General features: G+C 74.2%; 25 protein-coding genes. 5 read left to right on the top strand and 20 right to left on the bottom strand.

The genetic code is table 11. The annotated features are described in order from the left end of the window. The 8 genes from F8279_RS20360 to pepN all read right to left on the bottom strand — a co-directional run. On the bottom strand, positions 1 to 1,592 hold a 1,592-nt coding region (locus F8279_RS20360), incomplete at its 3' end, for a ComEC/Rec2 family competence protein (RefSeq protein WP_225853342.1). Positions 1,593 to 1,618: 26 nt separating this feature from the next. Continuing rightward, complete coding sequence (locus F8279_RS20355) at positions 1,619 to 2,434, bottom strand: ComEA family DNA-binding protein (protein ID WP_192580733.1); 816 nt, start codon at positions 2,432 to 2,434, stop codon at positions 1,619 to 1,621. A gap of 452 nt (positions 2,435 to 2,886) precedes the next feature. Further along, positions 2,887 to 3,663 (bottom strand): SDR family NAD(P)-dependent oxidoreductase, encoded by a 777-nt coding sequence (locus F8279_RS20350; protein ID WP_091421803.1) that lies wholly within the window; start codon positions 3,661 to 3,663, stop codon positions 2,887 to 2,889. 9 nt (positions 3,664 to 3,672) lie between these two features. Beyond that, complete coding sequence (locus F8279_RS20345) at positions 3,673 to 4,527, bottom strand: DegV family protein (RefSeq protein ID WP_091422087.1); 855 nt, start codon at positions 4,525 to 4,527, stop codon at positions 3,673 to 3,675. A 48-nt stretch (positions 4,528 to 4,575) separates the two neighbouring features. Next, the gene (locus F8279_RS20340) at positions 4,576 to 5,205 is read right to left on the bottom strand and encodes a histidine phosphatase family protein (protein WP_091421807.1); all 630 of its coding nucleotides are present in this window, start codon (positions 5,203 to 5,205) and stop codon (positions 4,576 to 4,578) included. Further along, complete coding sequence (gene rsfS, locus F8279_RS20335) at positions 5,202 to 5,606, bottom strand: ribosome silencing factor (RefSeq protein WP_091421810.1); 405 nt, start codon at positions 5,604 to 5,606, stop codon at positions 5,202 to 5,204. Before rsfS ends, F8279_RS20340 begins: the two co-directional genes overlap by 4 nt. 111 nt (positions 5,607 to 5,717) lie before the next feature. Then, the gene (gene nadD / locus F8279_RS20330; protein ID WP_013475510.1) at positions 5,718 to 6,314 is read right to left on the bottom strand and encodes a nicotinate-nucleotide adenylyltransferase; all 597 of its coding nucleotides are present in this window, start codon (positions 6,312 to 6,314) and stop codon (positions 5,718 to 5,720) included. Positions 6,315 to 6,396: 82 nt separating this feature from the next. Continuing rightward, positions 6,397 to 8,913: an aminopeptidase N gene (pepN, locus tag F8279_RS20325; protein WP_091421814.1), complete on the bottom strand. Its 2,517-nt coding sequence runs from the start codon at positions 8,911 to 8,913 to the stop codon at positions 6,397 to 6,399. Between the two features lie 66 nt (positions 8,914 to 8,979). On the opposite strand from pepN, the gene F8279_RS20320 reads away from it, so the two are divergent. After that, the gene (locus F8279_RS20320; protein ID WP_013287999.1) at positions 8,980 to 9,198 is read left to right on the top strand and encodes a DUF397 domain-containing protein; all 219 of its coding nucleotides are present in this window, start codon (positions 8,980 to 8,982) and stop codon (positions 9,196 to 9,198) included. 7 nt (positions 9,199 to 9,205) lie between these two features. Here F8279_RS20320 and F8279_RS20315 read toward each other — a convergent pair whose 3' ends face one another. Further along, on the bottom strand, positions 9,206 to 9,592 hold the full coding sequence (locus F8279_RS20315) for a hypothetical protein (RefSeq protein WP_091421817.1): 387 nt from the start codon (positions 9,590 to 9,592) through the stop codon (positions 9,206 to 9,208). A 237-nt stretch (positions 9,593 to 9,829) separates the two neighbouring features. On the opposite strand from F8279_RS20315, the gene F8279_RS20310 reads away from it, so the two are divergent. Beyond that, complete coding sequence (locus F8279_RS20310) at positions 9,830 to 11,095, top strand: cytochrome P450 (protein WP_151500774.1); 1,266 nt, start codon at positions 9,830 to 9,832, stop codon at positions 11,093 to 11,095. Between the two features lie 22 nt (positions 11,096 to 11,117). On the opposite strand, the gene F8279_RS20305 is transcribed toward F8279_RS20310, so the two are convergent. Together F8279_RS20305 and F8279_RS20300 are read right to left on the bottom strand one after the other, a co-directional pair. Next, positions 11,118 to 12,296, bottom strand: a complete 1,179-nt coding sequence (locus tag F8279_RS20305) for a zinc-dependent alcohol dehydrogenase (protein WP_091421823.1) — start codon at positions 12,294 to 12,296, stop codon at positions 11,118 to 11,120. Further along, complete coding sequence (locus tag F8279_RS20300) at positions 12,293 to 12,931, bottom strand: cyclase (RefSeq protein WP_151500773.1); 639 nt, start codon at positions 12,929 to 12,931, stop codon at positions 12,293 to 12,295. The genes F8279_RS20305 and F8279_RS20300 overlap by 4 nt, the downstream gene beginning before the upstream one ends. 121 nt (positions 12,932 to 13,052) lie before the next feature. Between F8279_RS20300 and F8279_RS20295 the strand changes: the two genes are divergently transcribed. After that, the gene (locus F8279_RS20295; RefSeq protein WP_151500772.1) at positions 13,053 to 14,138 is read left to right on the top strand and encodes a glycosyltransferase family 2 protein; all 1,086 of its coding nucleotides are present in this window, start codon (positions 13,053 to 13,055) and stop codon (positions 14,136 to 14,138) included. A 65-nt stretch (positions 14,139 to 14,203) separates the two neighbouring features. On the opposite strand, the gene F8279_RS20290 is transcribed toward F8279_RS20295, so the two are convergent. Genes F8279_RS20290 through F8279_RS20280 form a run of 3 tightly spaced genes read right to left on the bottom strand, consistent with a single transcriptional unit; the run spans position 14,204 to position 16,105 of the window. Next, positions 14,204 to 14,842 carry a DUF3618 domain-containing protein gene (locus F8279_RS20290; RefSeq protein WP_091421831.1) on the bottom strand — a complete coding sequence of 213 codons (639 nt, stop codon included), beginning with the start codon at positions 14,840 to 14,842 and terminating at the stop codon, positions 14,204 to 14,206. Continuing rightward, positions 14,839 to 15,291, bottom strand: coding sequence for a phage holin family protein (locus tag F8279_RS20285; protein WP_013288004.1), 453 nt, complete (start codon positions 15,289 to 15,291; stop codon positions 14,839 to 14,841). Before F8279_RS20285 ends, F8279_RS20290 begins: the two co-directional genes overlap by 4 nt. A 31-nt stretch (positions 15,292 to 15,322) precedes the next feature. After that, the gene (locus tag F8279_RS20280; protein ID WP_091421836.1) at positions 15,323 to 16,105 is read right to left on the bottom strand and encodes a hypothetical protein; all 783 of its coding nucleotides are present in this window, start codon (positions 16,103 to 16,105) and stop codon (positions 15,323 to 15,325) included. Between the two features lie 208 nt (positions 16,106 to 16,313). On the opposite strand from F8279_RS20280, the gene F8279_RS20275 reads away from it, so the two are divergent. Beyond that, positions 16,314 to 16,778, top strand: a complete 465-nt coding sequence (locus tag F8279_RS20275) for a DUF4383 domain-containing protein (protein ID WP_175438758.1) — start codon at positions 16,314 to 16,316, stop codon at positions 16,776 to 16,778. 85 nt (positions 16,779 to 16,863) lie between these two features. Further along, a complete protein-coding gene (locus F8279_RS20270; RefSeq protein ID WP_091421843.1) occupies positions 16,864 to 17,523 on the top strand; it encodes a DUF6766 family protein in 660 nt (219 codons plus the stop codon). Positions 17,524 to 17,538: 15 nt separating this feature from the next. Here F8279_RS20270 and F8279_RS20265 read toward each other — a convergent pair whose 3' ends face one another. The 6 genes from F8279_RS20265 to F8279_RS20240 form a co-directional block, all read right to left on the bottom strand. Further along, positions 17,539 to 17,988 carry a GNAT family N-acetyltransferase gene (locus F8279_RS20265; protein ID WP_091421845.1) on the bottom strand — a complete coding sequence of 150 codons (450 nt, stop codon included), beginning with the start codon at positions 17,986 to 17,988 and terminating at the stop codon, positions 17,539 to 17,541. A gap of 59 nt (positions 17,989 to 18,047) precedes the next feature. Next, entirely contained in the window at positions 18,048 to 19,499 is a 1,452-nt protein-coding gene (obgE, locus tag F8279_RS20260; protein WP_091421847.1) for a GTPase ObgE, read from the bottom strand. Between the two features lie 90 nt (positions 19,500 to 19,589). After that, positions 19,590 to 19,844, bottom strand: coding sequence for a 50S ribosomal protein L27 (gene rpmA / locus F8279_RS20255; protein WP_013288010.1), 255 nt, complete (start codon positions 19,842 to 19,844; stop codon positions 19,590 to 19,592). Positions 19,845 to 19,855: 11 nt separating this feature from the next. Further along, complete coding sequence (gene rplU, locus F8279_RS20250; protein WP_091421852.1) at positions 19,856 to 20,170, bottom strand: 50S ribosomal protein L21; 315 nt, start codon at positions 20,168 to 20,170, stop codon at positions 19,856 to 19,858. 305 nt (positions 20,171 to 20,475) lie between these two features. Further along, positions 20,476 to 23,880: an Rne/Rng family ribonuclease gene (locus tag F8279_RS20245; RefSeq protein WP_151500771.1), complete on the bottom strand. Its 3,405-nt coding sequence runs from the start codon at positions 23,878 to 23,880 to the stop codon at positions 20,476 to 20,478. A 130-nt stretch (positions 23,881 to 24,010) separates the two neighbouring features. Beyond that, a complete protein-coding gene (locus F8279_RS20240) occupies positions 24,011 to 24,736 on the bottom strand; it encodes a TIGR03936 family radical SAM-associated protein (RefSeq protein WP_175438759.1) in 726 nt (241 codons plus the stop codon). Between the last annotated feature and the right edge of the window lie 129 nt (positions 24,737 to 24,865).

The following is a 24,865-nucleotide window of genomic DNA, read 5'->3' as shown; positions in this document are numbered from 1 at the left end:
ACCCAGCCACGCGGCGGCCAGCCGGAGGCGAGCAGACGGACCGGCACCGCGCCCAGCACCACCGCCACCGCGACGACAGCGATCAGCCGCCTCGCCCGGCGTCGGCGAAAGGCGAGCAGCAGCGCCACGCTCGCCGCCGCCAGCAGCAGGGCCCCGGCCACCCCGCCCGCCCACGGCAGGTTCCCGGCCGGCAGGTCCGCCCCGTACGCGGCCACCGCCACCAGCCAGCGCGCCGGCCAACTCGCCAGCCAGGCCAGGAACTCCGCGCCGCCCGTCCACACCGGCGACAGCACCGCCGCCAGGACGCCGAGCACGGTGGCCGGCGCGACGGCCGGCACCGCCAGCAGGTTCGCCGGCACCGCCACCAGGCTCACCGTCGAGGACAGCCCGGCGATCACCGGGCCGCAGGCCAGCTGCGCGGCCGCCGGCACCGCCAGCGCCTCGGCCAGCCCGGCCGGTACGCCCCGGCGCCGCAACGCGTCCCGCCATCCCGGCGCAAGCAGCAGCAGTCCGCCGGTGGCACACACCGACAACGCGAAACCCGGATCACCCGCGAGGTCCGGGTCGAACAGGACCAGTCCGGTGACCGCCGCGGCGAGCGCGGGCAGCGCCGACCGGGACCGCCCGGCGGCGAGCGCGGCCAGCCCGATCGCGCCCATCGCGGCGGCGCGCACCACGCTCGGCGAGGGCCGCACCAGGATGACGAACCCGACGAGTGCGAGTACGCAGAGCGTGGCGGCGGTACGCGGACCGGCACGCGCCCAGCGGGCCAGCAGCAGCACCGCCCCGACCACGATCGCCACGTTGGAGCCGGACACCGCGTTGAGGTGCGTCATCCCGGTGGCCCGGAAATCCTCCTCCACCTCCGGAAGCAGCCGGCTCGTGTCTCCGACCACCAGACCCGGCAGCAGCCCGCCCGGCGCGTCGGGCAGCGGCTCGCAGGCCCGTTGCAGGCCGGCCCGCAGCACGCCGGCGGCCCGCTGCGGCCACGACGCGTCGCCGCGCAGCGTGGGCGGGTCGGCGGTGGAGAGCACGGCGGCGGTCAGGTCGCCGCCGCGCGGGGCGGACAGCCGTCCCCGGCTGGTCGCCCGCTGCCCTGGCAGCAGTGGACGCCAGGCCGGGTCGGTGGCGAGCACCAGCGCGCGTACCGGGCCGGTGACGCGAGCGCCGTCGGGTCCGGTGAGCCGGACCAGATCCACGCGGACCAGCAGCATCGGTGGGCGGCCGGGCGCACCGCGTATCGGACGGGGGTCGTCGCGGAGCACCAGCTCGGCGGTGACCGGAACACGGTCGGTGACGAGCGCGCGGACCGGGGCGGCGTCGCGGACCGCGACCCGGGCGCCGGTGGCCGCCGCGCCGCAGAGCACGCCGAGCAGTACGGCGACCGCGATCCAGCCGTAGCGGCGGGCCACCACACCCGGCCGGCCCAGCACGCCGCACAGGTGCAGGCCCGCGAGCAGGGCGAGCGCGGCGGCGACGGCGGCCACCCACACTGTCGCCCGGACGGTGAGGTGCAGCCCGGCCAGCGCGGCGAGCCAGGCCGCCACCGCCAGCCCGGCCAGCCGGAGGTCGGGCACGTCGCGGCCGGCCACGTCACCACCGAGGGGGCGTCGGCCCTTCACACCGTCACCAGTTCCTTGAGCTGCTCGTACCGGGCGTCGCCGATGCCGTCGACCTGGCGCAGGTCGGACACGGACCGGAACCCGCCGGTGCGGTCCCGGTGGTCGAGGATCCGCTGGGCGAGCACCGGACCGACGCCCGGCAGCGCGTCGAGCTGGGCCAGCGTCGCGGTGTTGAGGTTGACCGGTCCGGCCGGTGCCGCCGAGCCGCCCGGGGCACCGCCACCTGCGGCCGGGCCGGGCGCGGCCTGCCCCGGTGGGGCGGTGACGCCGACCAGGATCAGCTCCCCGTCGGTGACCTTGCGAGCCGGGTTGAGCAGCGCCACGTCGACGCCGGGCAGCGCGCCGCCCGCAGCCTCGATCGCGTCGGCCACCCGCGCCCCGGCCGGGAGGCGGACGAGGCCGGGACGCCGGACCTTGCCGGCCAGCGCGACGACCACCTGACCGGGTGAGCCGGCCGGCGCGGGCACCCCGGCGGCCGCTTCGGTCGCCGCGCCCACCGGCGCCTCGGAGGACGCCGCGAACGGCTGGACGGGCTCGGCGCTGGGACGCGAGCGCCACGCCCAGACGGCAGCCACCACGACCACCACTGCCGCCACCGCCGCGAGCGCACGCACACCCCGCCGGCCGGGGTCGAACGCCCCGGCACCGGGCAGCCGGGACACCAAGCCTCCCCCGGTTGCCGGGGCGTCGTGGATTCCGCCGGCGTCCGGTTCGGCGGAGGCCGGCTCGGCCCCGAACGGATACTCCCGACCGCCGTACCGCTCCGGGAAGCCGCGGCGCAGCCCGAAACCCGACTCGATCTCGTCGGGCACCGGCCCGAGCCCGCCCCGGACATCCGGCCCAGCCCCGCCGGCGGCGTGCCCAAGGGCCGCAACGGACCCGCCGTTGAAGACCGGCCCGGCTTGGTCAGGCCAAGGGTCGGGGGCCGGTCCGGACAGGGAGAGCCCGGGCCGCCGGGAGGACCGCGCCGCCGGGCCGCCCTGCTCGACGAGATCCGGGTCGGGCTGGGCCTCTCCGGCACGGTGGCCGGACTCGCCCACGCGGTCGGCGGGGAACGGCGGGACGGCGGCGGCATCCGTGAACCCGAACAGCCGGGCGAGCCGCCGCCGTACCGTCGTCTCCTCGTCGTCTGGCACGGCTCGGGACGCTACGGCGGCGGCTCGTCACCCGTCGGCCGGTGAACTCTCACCTGTGGACGACGGGAGCGCTGTGGACAGCAACCCGATCAAGCCCTGACTGTGCTAGGGCGGCCGGGAGGCGAAGCTCAGCGCGCCTCCGGGTCCAGGCCGAGCGCGGCCCGTCCCCCGTCGACCGGCACCGTCGCGCCGTTGACGAACGAGGCGCGTTCGGAGAGCAGGAACGCGACCACCTCGGCCACCTCGCCGGTACGGCCGATCCGGCCCACCGGGTGCAGCCGGGCCATCTCCGCGTCGACGTGCTCCACCCCCGCCGGGTCGAGCCCGGCCAGGTAGGCGGCGTGCCGTTCGGTGTGGATGGACCCGAGCGCCACCGCGTTGGCGCGGATCCCGCGCGGACCGTAGTCGACAGCGAGCGCCCGGGTCAGCCCCTCCAACGCGGCCTTGGCGGTGGCGTACGGCAGGGCACCCGGCACCGCCCGGCGGGCCTGGTGGGAGGAGACGTTGACGATCGCGCCGCCGGAGCCGGCGGCCAGGAACCGGCGTACGGCGGTGCCGGCCCCCGCGACGGCGGGGCGCAGGTTGAGCGCGATCAGGTCGACCACCTCGCTCGCGGGCGCGCGGTGCAGGTCGGCGTCGCGGAAGACGGCGGCGTTGTTGACCCAGCCGGCCAGCGGCGCGTACGCCTCGGCGCGGTCGGCGGCCCGGCCGGTGACCGCCTCGTCGCCGGCGTCCCCGGTCACGGCGTGCAGCCGGTCGGCCAGTGGATGCCGGGCCAGCCAGTCCACCGCGCTGGTGTCCCGCTCGACCACGACCACGGTGCCCCCGTCGGCGGCCAGCCGTTCCACGATGGCCCGTCCGACGCCGCGCCCGCCGCCGGTGACGACATACGACAGTGGGGTCATCCGGCAACCCTAGGGCGTGCGGCGGTGCACCACCACGCACGCCAGCCCGGGTCCGGCGTGCGCGGCGACGACCGCTCCGGCCTCGGTGACGTACGTGTCGTGCAGGCGGTCGCCCAGCCGCTCGGTCAGCGCCGTCAGCAACTGCTCGGCCCGCTGCGGCGCGGCGAGGTGGTGCACGGCGAGGTCCACAGGGGCTTCGTCCGCCGCCTCGACGGCAAGGTCGACCAGGCGCGCGACGCCCCGGCTGGCGGTACGGACCTTGTCCTTCACCACGATCGCACCGTCCGGCATGTGCATGATCGGCTTGACCGAGAGGGCGGTGCCGAGCAGTGCCTCGGCCGCGTTGATCCGGCCGCCCCGGCGCAGGAACTCCAGCGTGTCGACGTAGAAGTAGATGGTGGTCCGGGCTACCGCATCCAGCGCCGCGTCGCGTACCCCGGTCAGGTCGGCTCCCCCGGCGGCGGCCGCGGCGGCGGCGAGCGCCGGGAAGCCCAGGCCCATGCCGGTGGATCGGCTGTCCACGACGGTGATCCGGTCGTCGCCGACCTCGGCGGCGGCCAGCCGGGCGGCCTCGACGGTGCCGGACAGTTCGGCGGACAGGTGCACCGACACCACGCCGTCGGCGCCCTCGGCGAGCAGCGTGCGGTAGACCTGCGCGAACTGTTCCGGCGCGGGCCGGGACGTGCTCACCGAGACCCGCCGGCCGCTCAGCGCACGGGTGGCGTCGGCCGGGGAGGTCTCGACACCCTCCAGCCCTTCCGCGCCGTTGAGGACGACTGTCAGCGGGACGACTGTGAGCCCGCGTGCGCGGACCAGGTCGGGGGGCAGGTAGGCGGTGGAGTCGGTGACGACCGCGACGGACATGACCGGCACGCTAGCCGATGGCGCTGTGACGTGCCGGGGCCGGAGGTGTCAGACCGCGTCGGTGAGCGCCGGCTGGGTGATCAGGCCGACGTTGTGCGCGCGCAGGTGCCAGCCCCGGACGTCGTCGTGACGCAGTTCGGTCCAGTGGCAGTTCGCCAGCGCGCCGAGGCTGCGCAGCACCGTGTGGTCCCAGCCGAGCAGGTGACCGACGCCCTGCCGGGCGCCGCCGCCGTGGGTGGTCACCACGACCGTGCCGCCGGTGGCCAGGTCGGCCGCGTCCTGGAACCCGGCGCCGAGCCGGGCACCCAGGTCGCCCAGGGGCTCGATGCCGGCGCCGGGGTCGGGATCGCCGGCCCGCCAGCGGGCGTACTCGTCGGGGAAGCGCTCGGCCACCTCGGTCAGGGTGAGACCCTGCCACTGGCCGAACTGCCGTTCGCGCAGCCGGGCGTCGGAGCGGACCGGCAGCCCGGTCAGCGCCGACAGCGCGGCGGCGGTGTCGGCGGCCCGGCGCAGGTCACTGGCGACGATCGCGTCCGGGCGCAGCGCGGCCAGCACCGGCGCGGCGGCGCGGGCCTGCTCCCGGCCGAGGTCGTTGAGCGGCACGTCGGTCTGACCCTGGACCCGGCTCGCGGCGTTCCAGTCGGTGTTGCCGTGCCGCCAGACGATCAGGCGGGTCATTCGGCGGTGGCGGTGCCGGCGGCCGAGTCGGCCAGGTCGCGATCGGTGAACGGGATCTGCGGGCAGTCCTTCCAGAGCCGGTCGAGCGCGTAGAACTCGCGCTCCTCGGTGTGCTGGACGTGGATCACGATGTCGACGTAGTCGAGCAGCACCCAGCGGCCACCCCGCTCGCCCTCGCGGCGCAGCGGCTTGGCCTTCTCCGGCAGCTCCAGCAGGCGCTCCTCGATGGCGTCGACGATGGCGAGCACCTGACGCTCGTTCGGAGCGGCGGCCAGCAGGAACGCGTCGGTGATCGCGAGCTGGTCGCCCACGTCGATGATGACGATGTCCTGTGCCTTCTTGTCGGCCGCGGCCTGGGCGGCGGCCATCGCCAGCTCGTGCGCGCGTTCGGAAACTGTCACCGTTCTCCTTCGATCAACCGTGCGACCCTCCAAGCCTCTCACACCCGGCGGTGTGCCGACTTGTCAGTTCTAGTCGATTTCAGGCATGAACTGGGACATACAGGGACGGATTCACCGCTGATAGAGGCGCCGTTTCGCGATGTACTGCACCACACCGTCGGGCACCAGGTACCACACCGGCTCCCCCCGGGCGACCCGCGCGCGGCAGTCGGTCGAGGAGATCGCCATCGCGGGCACCTGCACCAGACTCACCGAGTCGGCCGGCAGGTGCTTGTCGGTGAGTTCGAAGCCGGGCCGGGTCACCCCGATGAAGTGGGCCAGTTCGAGCGCCTCGTCCAGGTCCTTCCAGGACAGGATGCGCTCCAGCGCGTCCGCGCCGGTGATGAAGAACAGCTGCGCCTTCGGGCCGTACTCGGCGTGCAGGTCGCGCAGCGTGTCGACGGTGTAGGTGGGGCCGCCCCGGTCGATGTCGACCCGGCTCACCTGGAAGCGGGGGTTGGAGGCGGTGGCGATCACCGTCATGAGGTAGCGGTCCTCGGCCGGGGTGACCGCTTCCTCCGCCTTCTGCCACGGCTGTCCGGTCGGCACGAACACGACCTCGTCCAGACCGAACCGGTCGGCCACCTCGCTCGCCGCCACCAGGTGCCCGTGGTGGATCGGGTCGAACGTGCCGCCCATGATGCCGACCCGCCGGATGTCTTCCTCCACCCAGCGATCGTAGGCCGCGCCCCGGACGGGCTCGGGCGGGGTCGGCCACGCCGGGCGGATGAGCCCGCCCGGCGTGCCCCGGTCAGGCCGACACGGCGGCCACCGCTGTCCGGGCCACGAGCGCCCGGCGCATGTCGTCGTCCAGGTCGGTCACCCACCGCCGCAGGCCGGGCGTCAGGTCGTCGCGATCCAGCAGCGCCGCGGCCATCTCCCGGGTGGTCTGCGCCACGGCGTAGCGGGGGTACGCGGCGACAGTGACCGCGTCGGCCACCCACGCGGTACGCAGACGCGCCGCCGCCGGCATGTCGGCGAAGTAGCGCTCCACGTAGCCGGCGGTCAGCTCGGCCTGCTCGGGCTGCCAGAAGCCCTCGGCGGTCGCCTCGACGAGCCGATTGGACAGCTCGGTGCTGCGGGTGACGATCTCCCAGGCGGCCCGCTTCGCGTCGGCGTCGGGCAGCGCGGCCCGGCACGCGGCGGCCTGCTCGGCGCCGGTGGCGCTGCGGTCGGTGTCGGCCTCGGCGTCGATGTCCGGCGCCCCGGCCGCGCCGAGCACCACGAGCCGGCGTAGCACCGCCCAGCGCAGGTCGGCGTCGATCGCCAGCCCCGGCGGCACGCCCTCCCCGGCCAGCCAGCCGGTCAGCATCGCGGTGTCGGTGGTGGCGCCGATCAGACCGCGCGCGGCGGCGAGCTGCAACGAGCCGCCCGCGGGCGCCGAGTCGAGCAGCGCCGCGCAGGCGGTCGCCACCCGCAGCAGCGCCGCGTCGCGGGCGAGCGGGTCGAGGTAGCGGTCGATCAGCCGGCGGCTGAGCAACAGCACGTCCTCGACGATCGTCACCTCGGTCTCGGCCGGAAGCGCCGCCCCGATCAGCGCAGCGAGCACGGCGGCCGGGCGTTCCCCGTCGGTGACCGCGTCCAGCGTCTCGCCCCAGAGCAGCGCCCGGGCCAGCGAATCGTCGAGCCCCGGCAGCAGCAGCGGCACCGCGTCCGCCGAGGCCGGGTCGAGCCGGATCTTCGCGAACGTCAGGTCACCGGCGTTCGGCAGCACGAGCCCGGTGGCGGGCCGCCCGACCAGCTCGGGCAGCGGCGTACGGCCGCCGTCGGCGTCCGGGTCGAGGTCGAGCTCGAACCGGTACGCCGGGCCGTCCGCGGTGTGCTGGGCCACGCCGATGCGGTGCGGCCGCAGCACCGGGTGGCTCGCCGGGGCAGTCTGCACGATCGCCACGTCGGTCCACCGCCCGTCGGCGTCCACGGCGGTGTCGACCCGCAGCGTGTTCACCTGCGCGCGGCGCAGCCAGCGCTGCGCCCAGCCGTCCAGATCGCGGCCGCTCGCCGCGCCCAGGGCAGCCAGCAGGTCGGCGAGCGTGGCGTTGCCGAACCGGTGCGCGGCGAAGTGCGCGTTCAGCCCGGCCAGGAACGCCTCGTCGCCGAGCCAGGCGACGAGCTGACGCAGCACGCTGGCGCCCTTGGCGTACGAGATGCCGTCGAAGTTGAGCAGCGCCTGAGCGGCGTCGGCGACCTCCTCCGGCGCCACCGGATGGGTGGAGGGGCGCTGGTCGGCGGTGTAGCCCCAGGCCTTGCGACGGCTCGCGAACGTGGTCCACGCCCGGTCGAACCGGGTCGCCTCGGCGGTGACCCGGGTGCCGAGGTAGTCGGCGAAGGACTCGTTGAGCCAGAGGTCGTCCCACCAGCTCATGGTGACCAGGTCGCCGAACCACATGTGCGCCATCTCGTGGGCGATGGTGGTGGCGCGCAACTCCCGCTGGGTGTCGGTGACCGCCGAGCGGAACACGTAGTCGTCGCGGATCGTGACCAGGCCCGGGTTCTCCATCGCGCCCGCGTTGAACTCGGGCACGAACGCCTGGTCGTACTTGCCGAACGGGTAGCGCTCGGCGAAGAGCTGGTGGAAGCGGTCCAGGCACTGCCGGGTGACGGTGAAGATCTCGTCGGCGTCGGCGTCCAGGTGGGCCGCGAGCGAACGCCGGCAGTAGAGGCCGAGCGGGATGCCGTCGTGCTCGGCGCGCAGCACGTGCCAGGGCCCGGCGATCAGCGAGACGAAGTAGGTGGCCAGCGGCTCGGTGGGGGCGAACTCCCAGCGCCCGGCCGCGGGCCGGCCGGCGAGCGGCCCGTTGGCGGCGACAGTCCACTCCGGCGGCGCGGTGACGGTCAGCGTCACCGGGGCCTTCAGGTCGGGCTGGTCGAACGCGGCGAAGATGCGCGGACCGTCGTCCAGGAAGGACATCGCGTAGAGGTAGGTCTCGCCGTCGGCCGGGTCGACGAAGCGGTGCAGCCCCTCGCCGGTGTTGGAGTAGGCCATCTCGGCCTCGACGGTGAGCGTGTTGGTCGCGGCCAGGCCGGTCAGCGGCAGCCGGCCGCCGGCCAGCAGGGCCGGGTCGAGGTCGCGGTCGTTGAGGCGGGCGGCGAGGAGTCGGCGCGGCTTGACGTCGACGAAGGTCTCGGCGCCGGGGGTGGCCCGGAACCGGATGGTGACGGCGGAGCGGAACCGCTCGGCGTCGCCGGTCAGGTCGAGGTCCACATCGTAGGACTCGACGCTGATCGACGCGCGGCGCGCGGTCGCCTCTGCACGGGTGAGGCTCGGCATCCGCTTATCCTGCCCGATGAGGTCCGCTCGGGCCGTCTCGTTACGCATGGCGATGGAGGAGCAGCGATGGGTCAGCATCCCAAGGGCGATTTCGACCTCTCCCGGGCGGTTTGGCAGCGGGCAGAGGGCGACACCTCCGAGGGAGCGGTCGAAGTGGCCTTCGTCGACGACCTGATCGGTATGCGCAACTCCGCCGAGCCGGACGGGCCCGTGCTGGTCTTCACGCAGGCCGAGTGGGACGCGTTCGTCGCGGGCGCCCAGGACGGCGAGTTCGACCTGGACTGAGCGCGCCTCAGTCACCGTCGCCCCAGCCGAGGCCCCCCGGACCGGGCGCGTGGTGGAAGCCGGGGTGACCGGCCACGTCGGCGCAGCGCTCGCCGTCGGGCCCGACGGAATCGCAGAACAGCCGCTCCGCGCGGTGCCAGGCGTCCGCCGGGGACAGGGCCGCCGCGCCGAGCGCCAGCTCCGGGCGGAGCAGGCCGAGCGCTTCGGCGTACGCCACGGCGTGCTCCCGCGCGACGGCGGGATCGGCGGCGACGAAGCCCAGGTGCACGGTGAAGTGGCGCGGCGGGCGGGGTGCGGGGCGCCGGGGCGCGCCGATCAGCGGCCCATCGCGGCCGTCGCCGTGCAACCGGGCCGTTGCCTCGCGGTGCCGTCGTGCCGCCCTGTCGTCACGCATCCGTGCCCTCCCCCGTCGCCGGTGACGCCCCCGGACGCCGCGCCGGCGGGCGGCGGACCGGTCGCCGCGGGTCCGCGAATCCGAGCCAACCAGCTTTTCCGCGCCCGGGGAGGGGCCAGCACCCGCCCGCGTGGCCGGCCCCTCCCCCGAAGGGCCGGAGCTGCTGGAATGGAGGGTTCGGCCGCGCCGGCCCGGGTAGGTAGGCAGGGTCGCCGAACCGCGTCAGGAGCCGCCGAGATGAGCACCATGCCGAGCGACCGGAGCCCGGACAGCACGCTCGCGTTCCTGCGGGAGGGCTACCGCTTCGTCGGCGACCGCTGCGATCGTCTCGGCACCGACGTCTTCCAGACCCGGCTGCTCCTGGAGCCGACGATCTGCCTGCGCGGCCGGGACGCCGCCGAGCTGTTCTACGACGAGGAGCGGTTCGTCCGGCGCGGCGCCATGCCGATGCGCGGGCAGCGCACGCTCACCGGCGTTGGCGGCGTGCAGGGCCTCGACGGACAGGCGCACCGGGCCCGCAAGGCGATGTTCATGTCGATCATGACGCCGGCCGCGATCCGGCGGCTCGGGGAGATCTTCGACGAGCAGTGGCGGGCCCGGATCCCCGACTGGGCCGAGGCCGGCCCGGTGGTGCTCTACGACGAGGTGGGAAAGATCCTGACCCGGACGGTCTGGGCCTGGGCCGGGGTGCCGCTGGCCGAGGCCGACGTGCCGCGCCGGACAGCCGAGATGCACGCGATGATCGAGGCGCCGGCCGCGCTGGGCCCCCGGCACTGGCGCGGACGGCTCGGCCGCCGGCACGCGCAACGCTGGGCCGGTGAGCTGATCGAGCGGGTACGCGCGGGCGCGGTGCCCGCCCCGGAGGGCAGCGCGCTGGCGGTCGTGGCCGGGCACCGGGACGAGCGGGGTCTGCCGCTGCCGCGCCGGATCGCCGCTGTGGAGCTGCTGAACGTGCTGCGCCCCACCGTCGCGGTGGACCGGTACGTGGTCTTCGCCGCGCTGGCGCTGCACGACCACCCGCACTGGCGGGACCTGCTGCCAGGCGACGACGCCGCGACCGAGCAGTTCGTGCAGGAGGTACGCCGCTACTACCCGTTCTTCCCGGTCGCCGCGGCCCGGGTGCGCCGCTCGTTCCAGTGGCGGGGGTACGCGTTCCCGCAGGGCCGGCGCGTGCTGCTCGACCTGTACGGCACGAACCACCACCCCGACGCGTGGCCCGAGCCGGAGCGGTTCCGCCCGGAGCGCTTCGCCGGCTGGCGCGACGACCCGTTCGGCCTGGTCCCGCAGGGCGGCGGCGATCACTACACCGGCCACCGCTGCGCCGGTGAGTGGATCACGATCGAGCTGATGAAGCGGGCGGTGACGAACCTGACCGGCGCGATGAGCTACCGCGTACCGCCGCAGGACCTGGCGCTCGACCTCGGTGCCATGCCGGCGTTGCCGCCCGGCGGGCTGGTGCTCGACGGGGTACGCCCGGCCGGCGGGGTACGCCCATTGCGCTGAACGGGCGCACCCCGGCGGGCGGTCAGGCGGCCTGCGGGTGCAGCACGCTGCGCAGGCAGCCGTCCTCCTTCTTCTCGAAGATCTCGTAGCCCCGGGCGCCCTGCTCCAGCGACATCGGGTGGGTGGCCAGGTAGCCGGGGTCGATCTCGCCGGCCGCGACCCGGTCCAGCAGCATCGGGATGTAGCGCTGGGCGTGCATCTGTCCCATCCGCAGCACCAGGGCCTTGTTCATGGCCGCGCCGAGCGGGAACTTGTCGACCAGGCCGCCGTACACGCCGACGATGCTCACCGTGCCGCCCTTGCGGGCCGCCATGATCGCCTGCCGGACCGAGGTGGGCCGGTCGGTCTGCGCGCGTACCGTCTGCTTGGCCTTGTCGTACGCGTACGCCGGGCCGACGTCGTGCGACTCCATGCCGACGGCCTCGATGCAGGCGTCCGGGCCGCGCCCGGCGGTCATCTCCCGCAGCGCCTCCAGCACGTCGGTCTCGGCGTAGTTGATCGTCTCCACGCCGAGGCGCTGCGCCGCGGTGGCGAGACGCTCCGGCAACCGGTCGATGACCACGACCCGCTCGGCGCCGAGGATCTGCGCGGACCGGGCCGCCATCTGACCGACGCCGCCGGCGCCCCAGACCGCCACCACCTCGCCGCCCTTGAGGTTGCAGAAGTCGGCGGCCATCCAGCCGGTCGGCATCGCGTCGGAGGCGAAGACCACCGAGTCGTCCGGCACCCCGTCCGGCACCGTGAACGCGCCGACGTCGCCGAACGGCACCCGGATGTACTCGGCGTGGCTGCCCGAGTAGCCGCCGGCCGCGTGCGAGTAGCCGAGGATGCCCGCGGGCGAGTGGCCCCACAGCTTCTCGGTGAAGACAGGCTGCGGGTTGGAGTTGTCGCACAGCGAGAACTGCTCGGTGCGGCAGTACCAGCACGAGCCGCAGGCCACCACCGAGCCGACCACCACCCGGTCGCCGACCTTGATACGCCGCACCTCCGGGCCGGTCTCGACCACTTCGCCCATGAACTCGTGGCCGAGGATGTCACCCTCGCGCATCGCCGGCAGGTAGCCGTTGATCAGGTGCAGGTCGGAGCCGCAGACGCTGCTCGCGCGTACCTTGACGATGATGTCGCCGCCGGACCTGACGGTCGGCTCCGGCACGTCCCGCACGGCCAGCTTGCCGACGCCCTCCCAGCACAACGCCCTCACGGTCGTCCTCCCGCCATCAGCTTCTCGCGTACCTTGTCCGTCGCCCGTTCCTGCCGCGGGCTGCGCCCGGACGGGTCGTGCCGGGTGTCGAGCACCTGCCCGGTCTCGATCAGCGACTTGATCCGGCGCAGCGTGGTGCGCAGCCCCAGGTCCGGGTCGCTGCCACCGACGAGGCCGACCGCCCGCCGGATCGGTCCGGAGCGCCACCGCAGCTCGGCCCGGATCTCGGTGCCCCGGTCCTGCGGCGCGGCGGCCAGCTCGACCCGGCCGCGCTGGGCAACCGGGCCGTCGGTGACCCGCCAGCTCAACCGGCCCGGCCCGTCGACGGTGATCTCGGCCCGCCACTCGGTGCCGCCGCCGGCCGGGTCGGCCGCCACGCAGCGCCACCGGTTCGCGTCGAGCTGCTCCAGCGTCGCCCACTCGGCCAGCCCTCGGTCCAGCCGCTCGCGGTCGGTCCAGAAGCCGATCACCTCGTCGACCGGCCGGTCCACGGTGATCCCCCGGCGCACCACGTACCAGCCGTCCTCCCGATCGGGCTGGTGCCGGTGCCGCCGGCGGGCCACCGTCCGGGTGACCCCGAGCGCGGTCACCGCGGCGGCGCCGGCCAGCGCCCATCTCGTCGCGTTGCTGGGCATCACGTCTCCTCCCGACTCGGACCGTCCGTATCCGGCTGCGCTACCCGACGCAGGGCGCCCGAAACGGTTTCAGCAGCCGCATTCCGGGCAAGTCGCGTGACCCGACACGAGGGGAGGCGACGTGACCCGACCGACCGCCGCACGACCGCATGACGAGGGCGCCGCGTCCGCGCCGGCCCGGCTCCCGATGGCGTACGTCCTGCCGCTGCGCGCCCACGACGACAGCGGCCTGGACGAGCTGACCGGGTATCTGCGGGAGCTGAGCCGCCGGGTCGACGTGGTGGTGGTCGACGGATCGCCGCCGGAGCTGTTCGCGCGGCACGCCGCCGCCTGGCACGCTCTGGTGCGGCACGTACCGCCGGACCCGGCGCTGCGCGGGCGCAACGGCAAGGTGCTCGGCGTGCTCACCGGCGTCGCGCTGGCCCGGCACGAGCACGTGGTGATCGCCGACGACGACGTCCGGTACGACCGGGCGGCCCTGTACGCCGTGCACCAGATGCTGGACGGGGTGGACCTGGTCCGGCCGCAGAACCACTTCGACCCGCTGCCCTGGCACGCCTGGTGGGACACCGGCCGGACGCTGCTCGCCCGCGTGTTCGGCGGCGACTGGCCGGGCACGCTGGCGGTCCGGCGGAGCACGTTCCTGGCCATGGGCGGCTACGACCCCGACGTGCTCTTCGAGAACCTGGAGCTGGTCCGGACCGTGCGCGCGTACGGCGGCAGCACCGCCACCCCCGCGTGGCTGTACGTGCGGCGGCTACCGCCCACCGCCGCGCATTTCCTCGGGCAGCGCGTCCGCCAGGCGTACGACGAGACGGCCCGGCCGGTGTGGCTGCTGGCCGCGCTGGCGGTGCTGCCGGCGACGGCGGTCGCGCTCGCCACCCGCCGGCCCGGGCTGCTGCTGCGCGCCGGACTGGCGACTGTGGCAGTGGCGGAGCTGGGCCGGCGACGGGCCGGCGGCACCCGGGTCTTCCCGGCGCACACCAGCCTCGCCGCGCCCGCCTGGGTGCTGGAACGCGGCCTGTGCGCCTGGCTGGCGGTGGGCCGGCGGCTGCGCGGCGGGGTGCCCTACGCGGGCGCCCGGTTGCGGACGGCGGCCAACCCCACCCGTCTCCTGCGGCGGCGGATGACGCGGCGCCGCCCCGACGACCTGGTGCTGTGGGTGGAGACCGGGGCAGTGCCCCCACCGCTGCGCGCCGAGGTGTAAGGAAGGGCCCCCTTTTATCGCCTGGGCGATAAAAGGGGGCCCTTCCTAACCGGAGGCGCGGACCTTCAGGACCGCGCCTGCTCGGCGCTGTGCCGGACGTCCTGGGCGGCGGCGCGGCCGTCGTCCTTGACCGCGTGCGCGGCGTCCTGCGCGGTGGCCTTCACCGACTCGGCGGCGTGCTGCGCCGGCTCGCGCAGCTCCTCCTTCAGCTCGGTGGCGACCTCGCCCAGCTTCTCCTTGACGACGCCGCCGTGCTCGGCGGCCTTCTCCTTGACCTGCGCGGCGACCTGCTGCTCGCGGCGGGTGGCCGGGATCAGCGAGGAGACCAGCATGCCGACGCCGAAGGCGATCACGCCGGCAGCGATCGGGTTGCCCTCGGACTTCTGCCGCACCACCTGCGGTGCTCGGTGGGCGGCGTCGCTCACCGTGGCGGCGGCGGACTGCGCCTTGTCGCCCACGGTGGAGGCCATCGAGGAGGCGTGGTCGCCCACCGAGTGGGCGGCGTGGCCGGTGCTGTGGCCGAGGTCCGATGCGGTTCCCATCACCTTGTCCTTCACGTTCGTCAGCGCGCTGCGTACGCGCTGCTTGCGGTCGTCGACGATGCGGCTCGGGCTGACCTTGTACGCCAGGGCGTCCACGTCCGAGCTGAGGTTGTTGCGGGTGGCTTCGATCTCGCGGCGGATCTGCTCGGGATCGGTGCTCATCGGATGACTCCCTCCGGGTGCGGCTTGAGCGCGTCGGGGATGCGCTGCACGCTGTCGTTGGTCTGCTTCAGGCCGCGGATCCGCTCGGCGTTCTTCTTGCCCATCGAGTACAGAACCGCGGCGACCGCGGCCCAGATGACGGCCACGATCAGCGCGGCCAGCCCGGAGTCCATGACGTTGTCGAGGAACTGCCAGATCGCGATCGAGACGAAGAGCGCCACCATGTAGCCGCCGAAACCGGCGCCGCCGAACAGTCCGGCGGCCTTGCCCGCCTTCTTGCCCTCCTGGCGGATCTCGGCCTTGGCCAGCTCGACCTCCTGGCGCATCAGCGTCGACAGGTCGGTGGTGACCTGACGCATCAGGTCGCCGAGCGAGCTGCCGCGCACCTCGTCGGCGTGGGGCGGGGCGCCCGCCGCCTGATAGCCGGGGTCCTGCGTGGGTACGGTCATGCCGTCGCCTCCCTTCTGCCGGTGCGGCCGGTCACGGGCGGGGAGCGCCGGTCGACGGGACGCCCGGCAGCGGGTCGGTGCGCTCCGGCGGCGGCAGCGGCTGGCCGGTGCCGCCCACCGGGTCGGCCCAGGTGTTCGGGGCGCCGCCACCCGGGTAGGTCGCGCCCGGCGCGGAGTAGCCCGGGTCCGGCTCGGCGTAGCTGCCCGGCGTCGGGTCGAGGTAGCCGCCCGGCGGCACCTGGTCCGGCACCTCGCGCGCGGCCGGGATGACGGCGGTGCGGTCCGGGTCGTACGCCGGCCGCGCCGTGCTGTCGTCGCCGAGTGCGGTGATGTTGCGGGTGAGCCGCCCGGCGACCACGCCGAGCAGCGCCGCGCCGACGAGGAACGTGCCCGGGTTGCGGCGGGCGTAGCTCTTCACCTCGTTGAGCAGGTCGCCCGGCTCGCGCTGCTCCAGCCAGCCGGCCACGCCCTGCACGCGCTCGGCCGCCTGGTGGGCCAGCTCGGTCACCGGCCCGGAGCCGCCGCCCTGCTGCGCCATGGTGCGCATCTCGTCGGCGAGCGACCGCAGGCCGCTGGCCGCGCGCTGCTGCTGCTGACCGGCCTGCGTGGTGACCTGTCCGCGGGCCTCGCCGTAGAGGTCGCGGGCCTGCCGCTTGGCCTCGCCCACCACCTCCCGGCCCTGCTCCTTGGCGGTCTGCGCGACCGCGCCGCCCGCGTTCGCGGCGTCGGAGCCGACCTGGCGGGCCTGGTCACGCACACCGCCACCGTTCGTCGACTGGTACGTGGCCGAACTGGGAGAAAGATCCTGAGTCATGGTGTCCCTTCCGCTCGTGTGTTCCCAGCGGGTGTCTTCGGGGGGTACGCGGATTGTTTCCGCGTGACAATCGCCCTACCCCAGGTCGACGGGTCCATGCCTGTTTCCTGATTTCTCTGCGGGAGCGGCCCGTCCCGGTCAGACAATGGAATGCCTGCCCGCCCGGGCGGCGGCGACTCCCACGGGGGTGACAGGGATGGCACGTGACCTGCGCGAACACGCCTCCGCCCGGCCTGCGGTGCAGAAGGTAGCGCTCGCGGCGGCCGCCCTCTTCGCGCTGATCGGCGTGCTCGGTTTCGTGCCCGGCATCACCACCCACTACGGCGACATGACGTTCGCCGGGCACCACTCCGAGGCGAAGCTGCTCGGGGTGTTCCAGGTGTCGGTGCTGCACAACCTGCTGCACCTGTCGTTCGGGCTGGTCGGTCTGGTGATGGCCCGGCGGCTGGGCGGAGCGCGGGTGTTCCTCGCCGGTGGCGGCGCGCTCTACCTGGTGCTGTGGCTGTACGGCTTCGCCATCGACCGGGACACCGCTGTGAACTTCGTGCCGGTGAACGACGCCGACAACTGGCTGCACCTGGCCCTCGGCTTCGGCATGCTCGCCGCCGGCCTGCTGCTGAACAACAACCTCGGCACCGGCAGCCGGGTGGAGGCACCCTTCGACCGCCCCTGACCAGGCGCGACACGCCGATCAGGCGTTTGCCCCGGCCCGTCGCCGGGCAGGAGGGCAACCGCGAACGGGTCGAGGAGGTCCGGCGATGCCACGGTGGTTGCGCGACAACATGCTCTCGATAGCCATGCTCGGCGCGTTCCTGGTCTTCCTGCTGCTGCAGAGCGTCTTCGGCTGGCAGGTGCACAACGAGGAGCTGAGCCAGTACGGCGCCGAGCCGCTGAGCTGGTGGGCCTATCTCGGCACCGGGCACTTCGCCGAGGCGGTGTTCGAGAACTGGGAGTCGGAGTTCCTCCAGATGGGCGGCTACGTGCTGCTCACCGCGTACCTGGTGCAGAAGGGCTCGGCCGAGTCGAAGCCGGAGGACCAGACGGACCGGCCGGAGGACAACCGCGACCACGCCCGCCCCGACTCACCCTGGCCGGTACGCGTCGGCGGGCTGCCGCTCGTGGTCTACCGGAACAGCCTCGCCATCGCACTCCTGATGATCTTCGGGGGCGCGTTCCTGGGGCACCTGTTCGGCGGCGTGGCCGCCTACAACCAGGAGCAGGCGCTGGAGAGCGGCGCCGCCCCGATCAGCGCGTGGCAGTTCCTCGGCACCAGCGACTTCTGGTTCCAGTCGATGCAGAACTGGCAGAGCGAGTTCCTCGCCGTCGGCGTGCTGATCCTGCTCAGCATCGTGCTGCGCCAGCACGCCAGTCCCGAGTCGAAGCCGGTCACCGCGCCGCACGCGCAGACGAGCGCCTGAGCGTCGGGCCGCCGATCAGGCCGCCACCGGCAGCCGCTTGGCGAAGCACACGCTGTACGGGTTGTCGACGTACTCGCCGTAGACCGGGATCGGCTCGTAACCGCTGGACCGGTAGAGCCCGATCGCGGCCGGCAGGTAGGTGCCGGTCTCCAGGCACACCGTGCGGTGCCCCTGCTGGAACGCCAGCTCCTCCAGCGCCACGAGCAGCTGCCGGGCGATGCCCCGACCTCGGTACGCCGGCCGCACGTACATCCGCTTCAGCTCGCCGGTGTCCGCGTCGAGCGCCTGCAGGCCGCCGCAGCCGACCGCCCGGCCGCCCACCACGGCGGCCAGGTAGCGGACGTCGGTGTGCACGACTGTGACCTGTCCGTCCAGCCCGCCGTCGGCGTCGCGCAGCTCGCGCTGCTGGGCGACGACGAGCGCGGCGATCTCCGGATCGGTGGCGGGACGGGTCTCGATCAACATGCCCGTACGCTAGATCGGCCGGATTTCGCGCAGGTTTCCCGCCACCGACCCGGAAACGGCTACTCGGCGTCCGCCTCCGCCGCGGGCGCGGCCTCGACCTCGTCCTCCGGCCGCACCCGGCGGGCCTTGCGGGCCGCGAGCCGGTCCGAAGCCGACGGGCGGTTCGACTTCTCCTCGAGCCGTACGTCGGTGCCCCGGTTACCCGGCACGAAGTCGACACCGGCGTAGAGGGTCGGCTGCCAGTCGAACTCCCGGTCACCGATGCGCACCAGGTCGCCGGGCTGCGCGCCGGCCTTGGCGAGCTTCTCCTCGACGCCGAGACGGGCCAGCCGGTCGGCCAGGTAACCCACTGCCTCGTCGTTGTCGAAGTTGGTCTGCTTCACCCAGCGCTCCGGCCGGCTGCCGCGCACCGTGTACGAGCCGTCCGGCTCGGCCTCGATGGTGAAGCCGGCGTCGTCGACCGCCTTCGGGCGGATCACGATCCGGGTCGGCTCGGCCGGCGGGGCGGCGCGGCGGCCCTGGTCGACCAGCTCCGCCATCGCGTACGTCAGCTCGCGCAGACCCTCGCGGGTCGCCGCCGAGATCTCGAAGACGCGCAGGCCGCGGGCCTCCAGGTCGGGGCGGACGATGTCGGCCAGGTCCTTGCCGTCCGGCACGTCGACCTTGTTGAGCGCGACCAGCCGGGGCCGGTCGGCGAGCCCGCCGTACTGGGACAACTCCGACTCGATGGCGTCGATGTCGGCGAGCGGGTCGCGTCCGGGCTCCAGCGTCGCGGTGTCGATCACGTGCACCAGCACGGCGCAGCGCTCGACGTGGCGGAGGAACTCCAGGCCCAGGCCCTTGCCGCTGGCCGCACCCGGGATCAGCCCGGGTACGTCGGCGACGGTGAAGGTGTGGTTGTCCACCCGGACCACGCCCAGGTTCGGCACCAGTGTGGTGAACGGGTAGTCGGCGATCTTCGGCTTGGCCGCGGAGATCACCGAGATCAGCGAGGACTTGCCGGCCGACGGGAAGCCGACCAGGCCCACGTCGGCGACGCTCTTGAGCTCCAGCACCACGTCGAGCCGGTCGCCGGGCTCACCCAGCTCGGCGAAGCCGGGCGCCTTGCGGCGCGCGTTCGCCAGCGAGGCGTTGCCGCGCCCGCCCCGGCCGCCCCGGGCCGCCTCGAACGTGGTGCCGACGCCGACCAGGTCGGCCAGCACCTCACCGTCGAGGCTCTGCACCACGGTGCCGTTCGGCACCTTGATGACCAGGTCACGGCCGTTGGCGCCGTCCCGGTTCGAGCCGGCGCCGCCCTTGCCGTTCTCGGCCTTCAGGTGCGGCCGGAAGTGGAAGTCGAGCAGCGTGGTGACCTGCGCGTCGACCACCAGGGACACGCTGCCGCCGTGGCCGCCGTTGCCGCCGTCCGGCCCGCCGAACGGCTTGAACTTCTCCCGGTGGATCGAGACACAGCCGTGCCCGCCGTCGCCGGCCTGCATGTGCAGGACGACCCGGTCAACGAACGTCGTCACGACGCCAATCCTTCCAGCGGGGTCCGCCCCGCGCGTGAAAAGGCGAAGCGGGCCGGGACTCAGAGGTCCGCGGCCCGCTTCGCCAGAAAACTACTGCTGAGGCACGATGCTGACGGTCTTGCGACCGCGCTTGGTGCCGAACTGCACCGAACCGGCGGCCAGCGCGAACAGCGTGTCGTCGCCGCCACGGCCGACCAGGTCACCGGGGTGGAACTTGGTGCCACGCTGACGGATGAGGATCTCACCCGCGCTGACGACCTGACCACCGAAGCGCTTCACGCCGAGTCGCTGGGCCGCGGAGTCACGGCCGTTACGCGAGCTGGACGCACCCTTTTTGTGAGCCATTGGAGGACGACCTACTTCCCGCTGGAGATGCCGGTCACCTTGACCTGGGTCAGCGGCTGGCGGTGACCCTGGCGCTTGTGGTAGCCGGTCTTGTTCTTGAACTTGTGGATCCGGATCTTCGGGCCCTTGGTGTGCGCGGCGATCTCGCCGGACACCGCGACCTTGGCGAGCTTCGCCGCGTCGGTCACCAGGTCGTCACCGTCGACGAGGAGCACCGCGGTGAGCTTCACCGCGTCGCCGGGGGAACCGGCGAGCTTCTCGACCTCGATCACGTCGCCCTCGGCGACCTTGTACTGCTTGCCGCCGGTCTTGACGATCGCGTACATCGGAGGCGGACTCCCTGTCGTTGAGGCTGCTGGCGTCTATTGCACCGTTGTCGGCTGTCACACCGTCGACGGTCGTTCCCACGGCGTCTCGCCGGGAGCCGTGACACCGGCGGCGCGGGCACGCGGGAACTCGGCACACCAAAGTGCGCCGCAGGCAAGCGTACGGCATACCCCGCCCGCCCCCCAAACCGGGCTGCCGATCACGCCTCCCCCGCGCCCGGGAGGCAGGGCCCGACGGACACGACAGGGCCCCCGCTCCGCACGATCTCGGCGGAGCGGGGGCCCTGTTCGCGCAGGTCAGCGCCTCACGGCCGGGTACGCCGCCGGGCTCCGCCACGGCGCGCCCGCCGACGCGGGGCGCCGCTGTCGTCGTCGTTGTCTCCGTCACCGATCGCGTCCGGGTCGTCGGCGGCGGCCAGCCGGGCCGAGTCGCCCTCCTGGCTGTCCGCGACCGCCGGGGCGGCGGGCGTGTCCGCCTCGAACCGGGACAGGTCGTAGCCCTGGGTGTCGTAGTAGTCGTCGTCGGTCTCGACCACCTCGGCGACGGTCCGCTCCGGCGCGGCGGGCGCAGCCGCCGGCTCAGCGGCGGCCTGCGCGGCCGGCTGCTCCGGGGCGGCCTCCACCGCGGGCTTCTCCGCGGCGGCCTTGCGACCCCGGCGACGGCCCTTCTCCTCGGCCGGCGCGGTGACCGCCGAGGCGACCGCCTTGACCTTCTCCCCCGCGCCCCCGCGCGGCTTCTCCGGCACCGGCTCGGTGTGAATGATCACGCCCCGGCCCTTGCAGCACTCGCAGGTCTCGCTGAACGCCTCCAGCAGGCCCGCGCCGATGCGCTTTCGCGTCATCTGCACCAGGCCGAGCGAGGTGATCTCGGTGACCTGGTGCTTGGTGCGGTCCCGGCCGAGGCACTCGGTGAGCCGGCGCAGCACCAGCTCCCGGTTCGACTCCAGCACCATGTCGATGAAGTCGATCACCACGATGCCGCCGAGGTCGCGCAGCCGCAGCTGGCGCACGATCTCCTCGGCCGCCTCCAGGTTGTTGCGGGTGACCGTCTCCTCCAGGTTGCCGCCGGAGCCGGTGTACTTGCCGGTGTTGACGTCGACGACTGTCATCGCCTCGGTGCGGTCGATCACCAGCGAGCCGCCGGAGGGGAGGAAGACCTTCCGGTCCAGCCCCTTGAGGATCTGCTCGTCGATCCGGTACTCGGCGAACACGTCCGCCACCCCGGCGTGCCGGCGCAGCCGCGCCACCAGGTCCGGGGACACGTGCGACAGGTACGACTCGACCACGTCGTACGCGGACTCGCCCTCGATGACCAGTTCGCGGAAGTCCTCGTTGAAGAGGTCCCGGACCACGCGGATGACCAGGTCCGGCTCCTCGTAGAGCAGCACCGGAGCGCCGCCCTCGGTCGCCTTGGCCTGGATGTCCTCCCACTGCGCCTGGAGCCGCTTGACGTCGCGCGCCAGCTCGTCCTCGCTGGCACCCTCGGCCGCGGTCCGGACGATCACGCCGGCGCCGTCCGGCACCAGCTTCTTCAGCACGTCCCGCAGCCGCTTGCGCTCGGTGTCGGGCAGCTTGCGGCTGATCCCGGAGGCGTTGCCGTTCGGCACGTAGACCAGGTGCCGGCCGGAGAGCGCGATGTGGCTGGTCAGCCGCGCGCCCTTGTGCCCGATCGGGTCCTTGGTCACCTGCACCAGCACCGAGTCGCCGGAGCGCAGCGCCTGCTCGATCGAGCGGGCCCGGCCCTCCAGGCCGGTGGCGTCCCAGTTGACCTCACCGGCGTACAGGACCGCGTTGCGCCCACGCCCGATGTCGACGAAGGCCGCCTCCATGCTCGGCAGGACGTTCTGGACCTTGCCGAGGTAGACGTTGCCGGCCATCGTGCCGGACGAGTTACGCGTGACGTAGTGCTCCACGAGCACGCCGTCCTCGAGCACGGCGATCTGGGTGCGGTCGCCCCGCTGGCGGACCACCATGACCCGGTCCACCGCCTCGCGACGGGCCAGGAACTCCGACTCGCTCAGGATCGGCGGCCGGGTACGCCGCTGCTCACGGCCGTCACGCCGACGCTGCCGCTTGGCCTCCAGCCGGGTCGAACCGGAGACACCCTGCACCTCGTCGACCGGCTTGCGCGGCTCACGGATCTTGACGACGGTCGGCACGCCGTCCTCGGCGGCGGTGTCCGCCTCCCCGGCGCCCCGGCGGCGACGACGGCGACGGCGGCGGGTCATCCCCTCGCCCTCGGCCTCCTCGTCCTCCGCGGGCTCCTCGGCCTCACCCTCGGCGGTCTCGGCCGCGCCGGGCTCCTCGACGTCCTCGTCGTCGGCCTCGTCCGCGCCGCCCTTGCCCCGGCCACGACCCCTGCGGCCCCGGCGGCGGCGACGCCGGGCCGCGGCCGTCTCGTCGTCCTCGTCCGCCTCGTCGGGCTCCTCGGCCTCGGTGGCCGGCTCCTCCTCGGCGGCTTCCGGCTCGACCTCGACCTCGACCGGCTCGACCTCACGGCGGCCGCGACGGCGGCGCCGGCCGGTCTCGACCGCTTCCTCGATCGGCTCCTCCGCCGCCGGGTACGTCACCTGGACGGCCGGCGCCTCGTCGGGCTGCGGCGCCATGAACAGGACGGTCGGGGCGGAGAGCGCGGCACGACGCCGGCGGCTCGTGGCCGGCGGCGTCTCGGCCGGCTCCTCGGCCGCGCGCGGCACGGCGGCGCCTGTCGACACCACGCCCGTCGCGTCCGCCGGGCCACCGCCGCGGGCCAGGTTGACCTCTTCGGTACGCGCAGCCGCGGCGCTCGCGTCTCCAACGGTCCCGCCGGTCTCGGTCTCGGCGTCCTCGTCCTCGAGGTCCTCGCCGGTCTCACCGATGCCGGCCGTGCCGCCGGTGCTCACCGTGCCGCCGGCGGCCTTGTTCCCGCCGGCGGTGGCCTTGTCGCCGGCGGCGGTCCGGTCGCCGGCGGCGGTGCGCCGGCCGGCGGCGGTGCGCTCGCCGGCGCGGGCCCGACCAGCGGTCCCGGCAGGGGCCTGCCCGGCGGTCTCCGCGGTGGCTGCTCCGCCCGTGGCGGCCTCGCCGCCGTCGATGTCGGCGCGTCCCTCGGCGATCAGGTCGCCTCCGGGCACGGAGACCGGCCCGTCGATCGCCCCGTCCGCGGGCGCCTGCCCCGCGGCGGCGGACTCGTCCGGCGCGACGGTCTCGGCAGCCGGAGGCGTGGCCTTGCGACGACGGGTCCGGGTGACCTTGACCGGCGGCACGACCTCCTCCGAGGCGGCCTCCACACCGGCCGCGGCCACCGGCTCCTCGACCGCCTTCGCCGGCGTCGCCTTACGACGCCGCCGGGTGGTCTTCGGCGCGGTGTCCAACTCGCCGGCCACCGGCGCGAGCACCTCGGCCTGCGGCGACTCGCCGCTGCCGGTCACTGTCGTGGACGCCTCGACGGGCGCGTCGGTCTGCTCCGGCTGGTTCAGCGGAGCGGCCTTGCGGCGGCTGGCCCGCTTACGGGCCGGCGGCTTGGTCTCGGCGACGCCTTCCGCAGTGACGCCGCCTTCCACCGCGGCGACACCTTCCGCGGTGGCGCCGTGGGCACTGCCGGAGGAGGCACCCTCCGTGCGGGCAGAGGCGGCGCTGTCAGCGCTGCCGGAGGCGGTGGCGGCGCTGTCGGCGGTCGTCCCGGCCGGCTCCGCGCCGGTCCGTTCGCCGCCCTCGGGCTCGTTCTCGAGCATGGACGTTCTCCAGTTCTGGCCGCCCCGGGCGCGGGTGAGCGCTGCCACGCAGGGTTGCCGCAAAGGTGTTTCCGCCGGGCACGCAAACGCGCGACCGCCGAAGTCTGCCTGCCAGAGCGCTGACCGACGGTCAGCGCTCTCCGATGGTTGCCCCGTCGCGATCCGCGTCCAACGGATCGACGATCTCGCCCTGCGCGGTCAGCGTGCCCTGCGCCAGCCGGATCACCTTCGGGGTGACCGGCGGCTCCAGGGCGGCCACCGCGCGGAGGCCGGCCAGGACGTCATCGGGCCGAACGGACGGGGTGACCTGCCGCACGACCAGTTCGAGTATCGCACACGGTACGGCCGCCGCCCCGGAAGGCGTCTCAGCCGGAGCCATGGCATCGATCGATGCCACTGCCGCGCGGGTGTCGAACGTACGCCGCCCCTGCTTGGTCATCCGCTCGACCTGGATCTCCTCGGCCGCGGTGAAGGCCGCCACCGCCCCCGCGAGCACCTTCGGATCGACCTCGGGCAGCTCGATACGCCAGTACGACGCCTCGATCCGGTCCGCCAGGCTGCCGCCGGTGGCCTCCACCGCGTCGAGCACGTCGAGCCCGGGCGAGAGGGCGGCGTCGAGGGCCGCGCGCAGCCGCGCCGGGTCGACCGGCTCACGGAGCCCGATCTCCAGGTACTCGGCCTCGCTCGCCACACCCGTCGGAGCGGCCGAGGCGTACGAGATCTTCGGGTGCGGGGTGAACCCCTGGGAGAAGGCGATCGGCACGCCGGCCCGGCGCAGCGCGCGCTCGAAGGCCCGGGCGAAGTCCCGGTGCGAGGTGAACCGCAGCGGCCCACGCTTGGCGTACCGGATACGGATCCGCTGGACGACGGGGGCCTGGCCGCCCTCGGGTTGAGGCTTTCTGGCGATCGTGAGCTCCTCGGCTGTGCCTGCGTATCGGTCTCATCCTGACGCAGCGCCCACCGCGCCGCACACCCGGGGCCACCC

The organism is Micromonospora sp. AMSO1212t, assembly GCF_008868145.1.
Classification (GTDB): domain Bacteria; phylum Actinomycetota; class Actinomycetes; order Mycobacteriales; family Micromonosporaceae; genus Micromonospora; species Micromonospora tulbaghiae.
This window is presented reverse-complemented; position numbering and strand designations above follow the sequence as displayed.

What these genes read in the sequence shown, in the direction of transcription:
- F8279_RS20350 (WP_091421803.1), bottom strand. Translation starts at nt 3,663, where the DNA reads ATGACCCCACTGTCGTATGTCGTCACCGGCGGCGGGCGCGGCGTCGGA.
- F8279_RS20345 (WP_091422087.1), bottom strand. Translation starts at nt 4,527, where the DNA reads ATGTCCGTCGCGGTCGTCACCGACTCCACCGCCTACCTGCCCCCCGAC.
- F8279_RS20340 (WP_091421807.1), bottom strand. Translation starts at nt 5,205, where the DNA reads ATGACCCGCCTGATCGTCTGGCGGCACGGCAACACCGACTGGAACGCC.
- pepN (WP_091421814.1), bottom strand. Translation starts at nt 8,913, where the DNA reads ATGCCGAGCCTCACCCGTGCAGAGGCGACCGCGCGCCGCGCGTCGATC.
- F8279_RS20320 (WP_013287999.1), top strand. Translation starts at nt 8,980, where the DNA reads ATGGGTCAGCATCCCAAGGGCGATTTCGACCTCTCCCGGGCGGTTTGG.
- F8279_RS20315 (WP_091421817.1), bottom strand. Translation starts at nt 9,592, where the DNA reads ATGCGTGACGACAGGGCGGCACGACGGCACCGCGAGGCAACGGCCCGG.
- F8279_RS20310 (WP_151500774.1), top strand. Translation starts at nt 9,830, where the DNA reads ATGAGCACCATGCCGAGCGACCGGAGCCCGGACAGCACGCTCGCGTTC.
- F8279_RS20300 (WP_151500773.1), bottom strand. Translation starts at nt 12,931, where the DNA reads ATGCCCAGCAACGCGACGAGATGGGCGCTGGCCGGCGCCGCCGCGGTG.
- F8279_RS20290 (WP_091421831.1), bottom strand. Translation starts at nt 14,842, where the DNA reads ATGAGCACCGATCCCGAGCAGATCCGCCGCGAGATCGAAGCCACCCGC.
- F8279_RS20285 (WP_013288004.1), bottom strand. Translation starts at nt 15,291, where the DNA reads ATGACCGTACCCACGCAGGACCCCGGCTATCAGGCGGCGGGCGCCCCG.
- F8279_RS20280 (WP_091421836.1), bottom strand. Translation starts at nt 16,105, where the DNA reads ATGACTCAGGATCTTTCTCCCAGTTCGGCCACGTACCAGTCGACGAAC.
- F8279_RS20270 (WP_091421843.1), top strand. Translation starts at nt 16,864, where the DNA reads ATGCCACGGTGGTTGCGCGACAACATGCTCTCGATAGCCATGCTCGGC.
- F8279_RS20265 (WP_091421845.1), bottom strand. Translation starts at nt 17,988, where the DNA reads ATGTTGATCGAGACCCGTCCCGCCACCGATCCGGAGATCGCCGCGCTC.
- rpmA (WP_013288010.1), bottom strand. Translation starts at nt 19,844, where the DNA reads ATGGCTCACAAAAAGGGTGCGTCCAGCTCGCGTAACGGCCGTGACTCC.
- rplU (WP_091421852.1), bottom strand. Translation starts at nt 20,170, where the DNA reads ATGTACGCGATCGTCAAGACCGGCGGCAAGCAGTACAAGGTCGCCGAG.
- F8279_RS20245 (WP_151500771.1), bottom strand. Translation starts at nt 23,880, where the DNA reads ATGCTCGAGAACGAGCCCGAGGGCGGCGAACGGACCGGCGCGGAGCCG.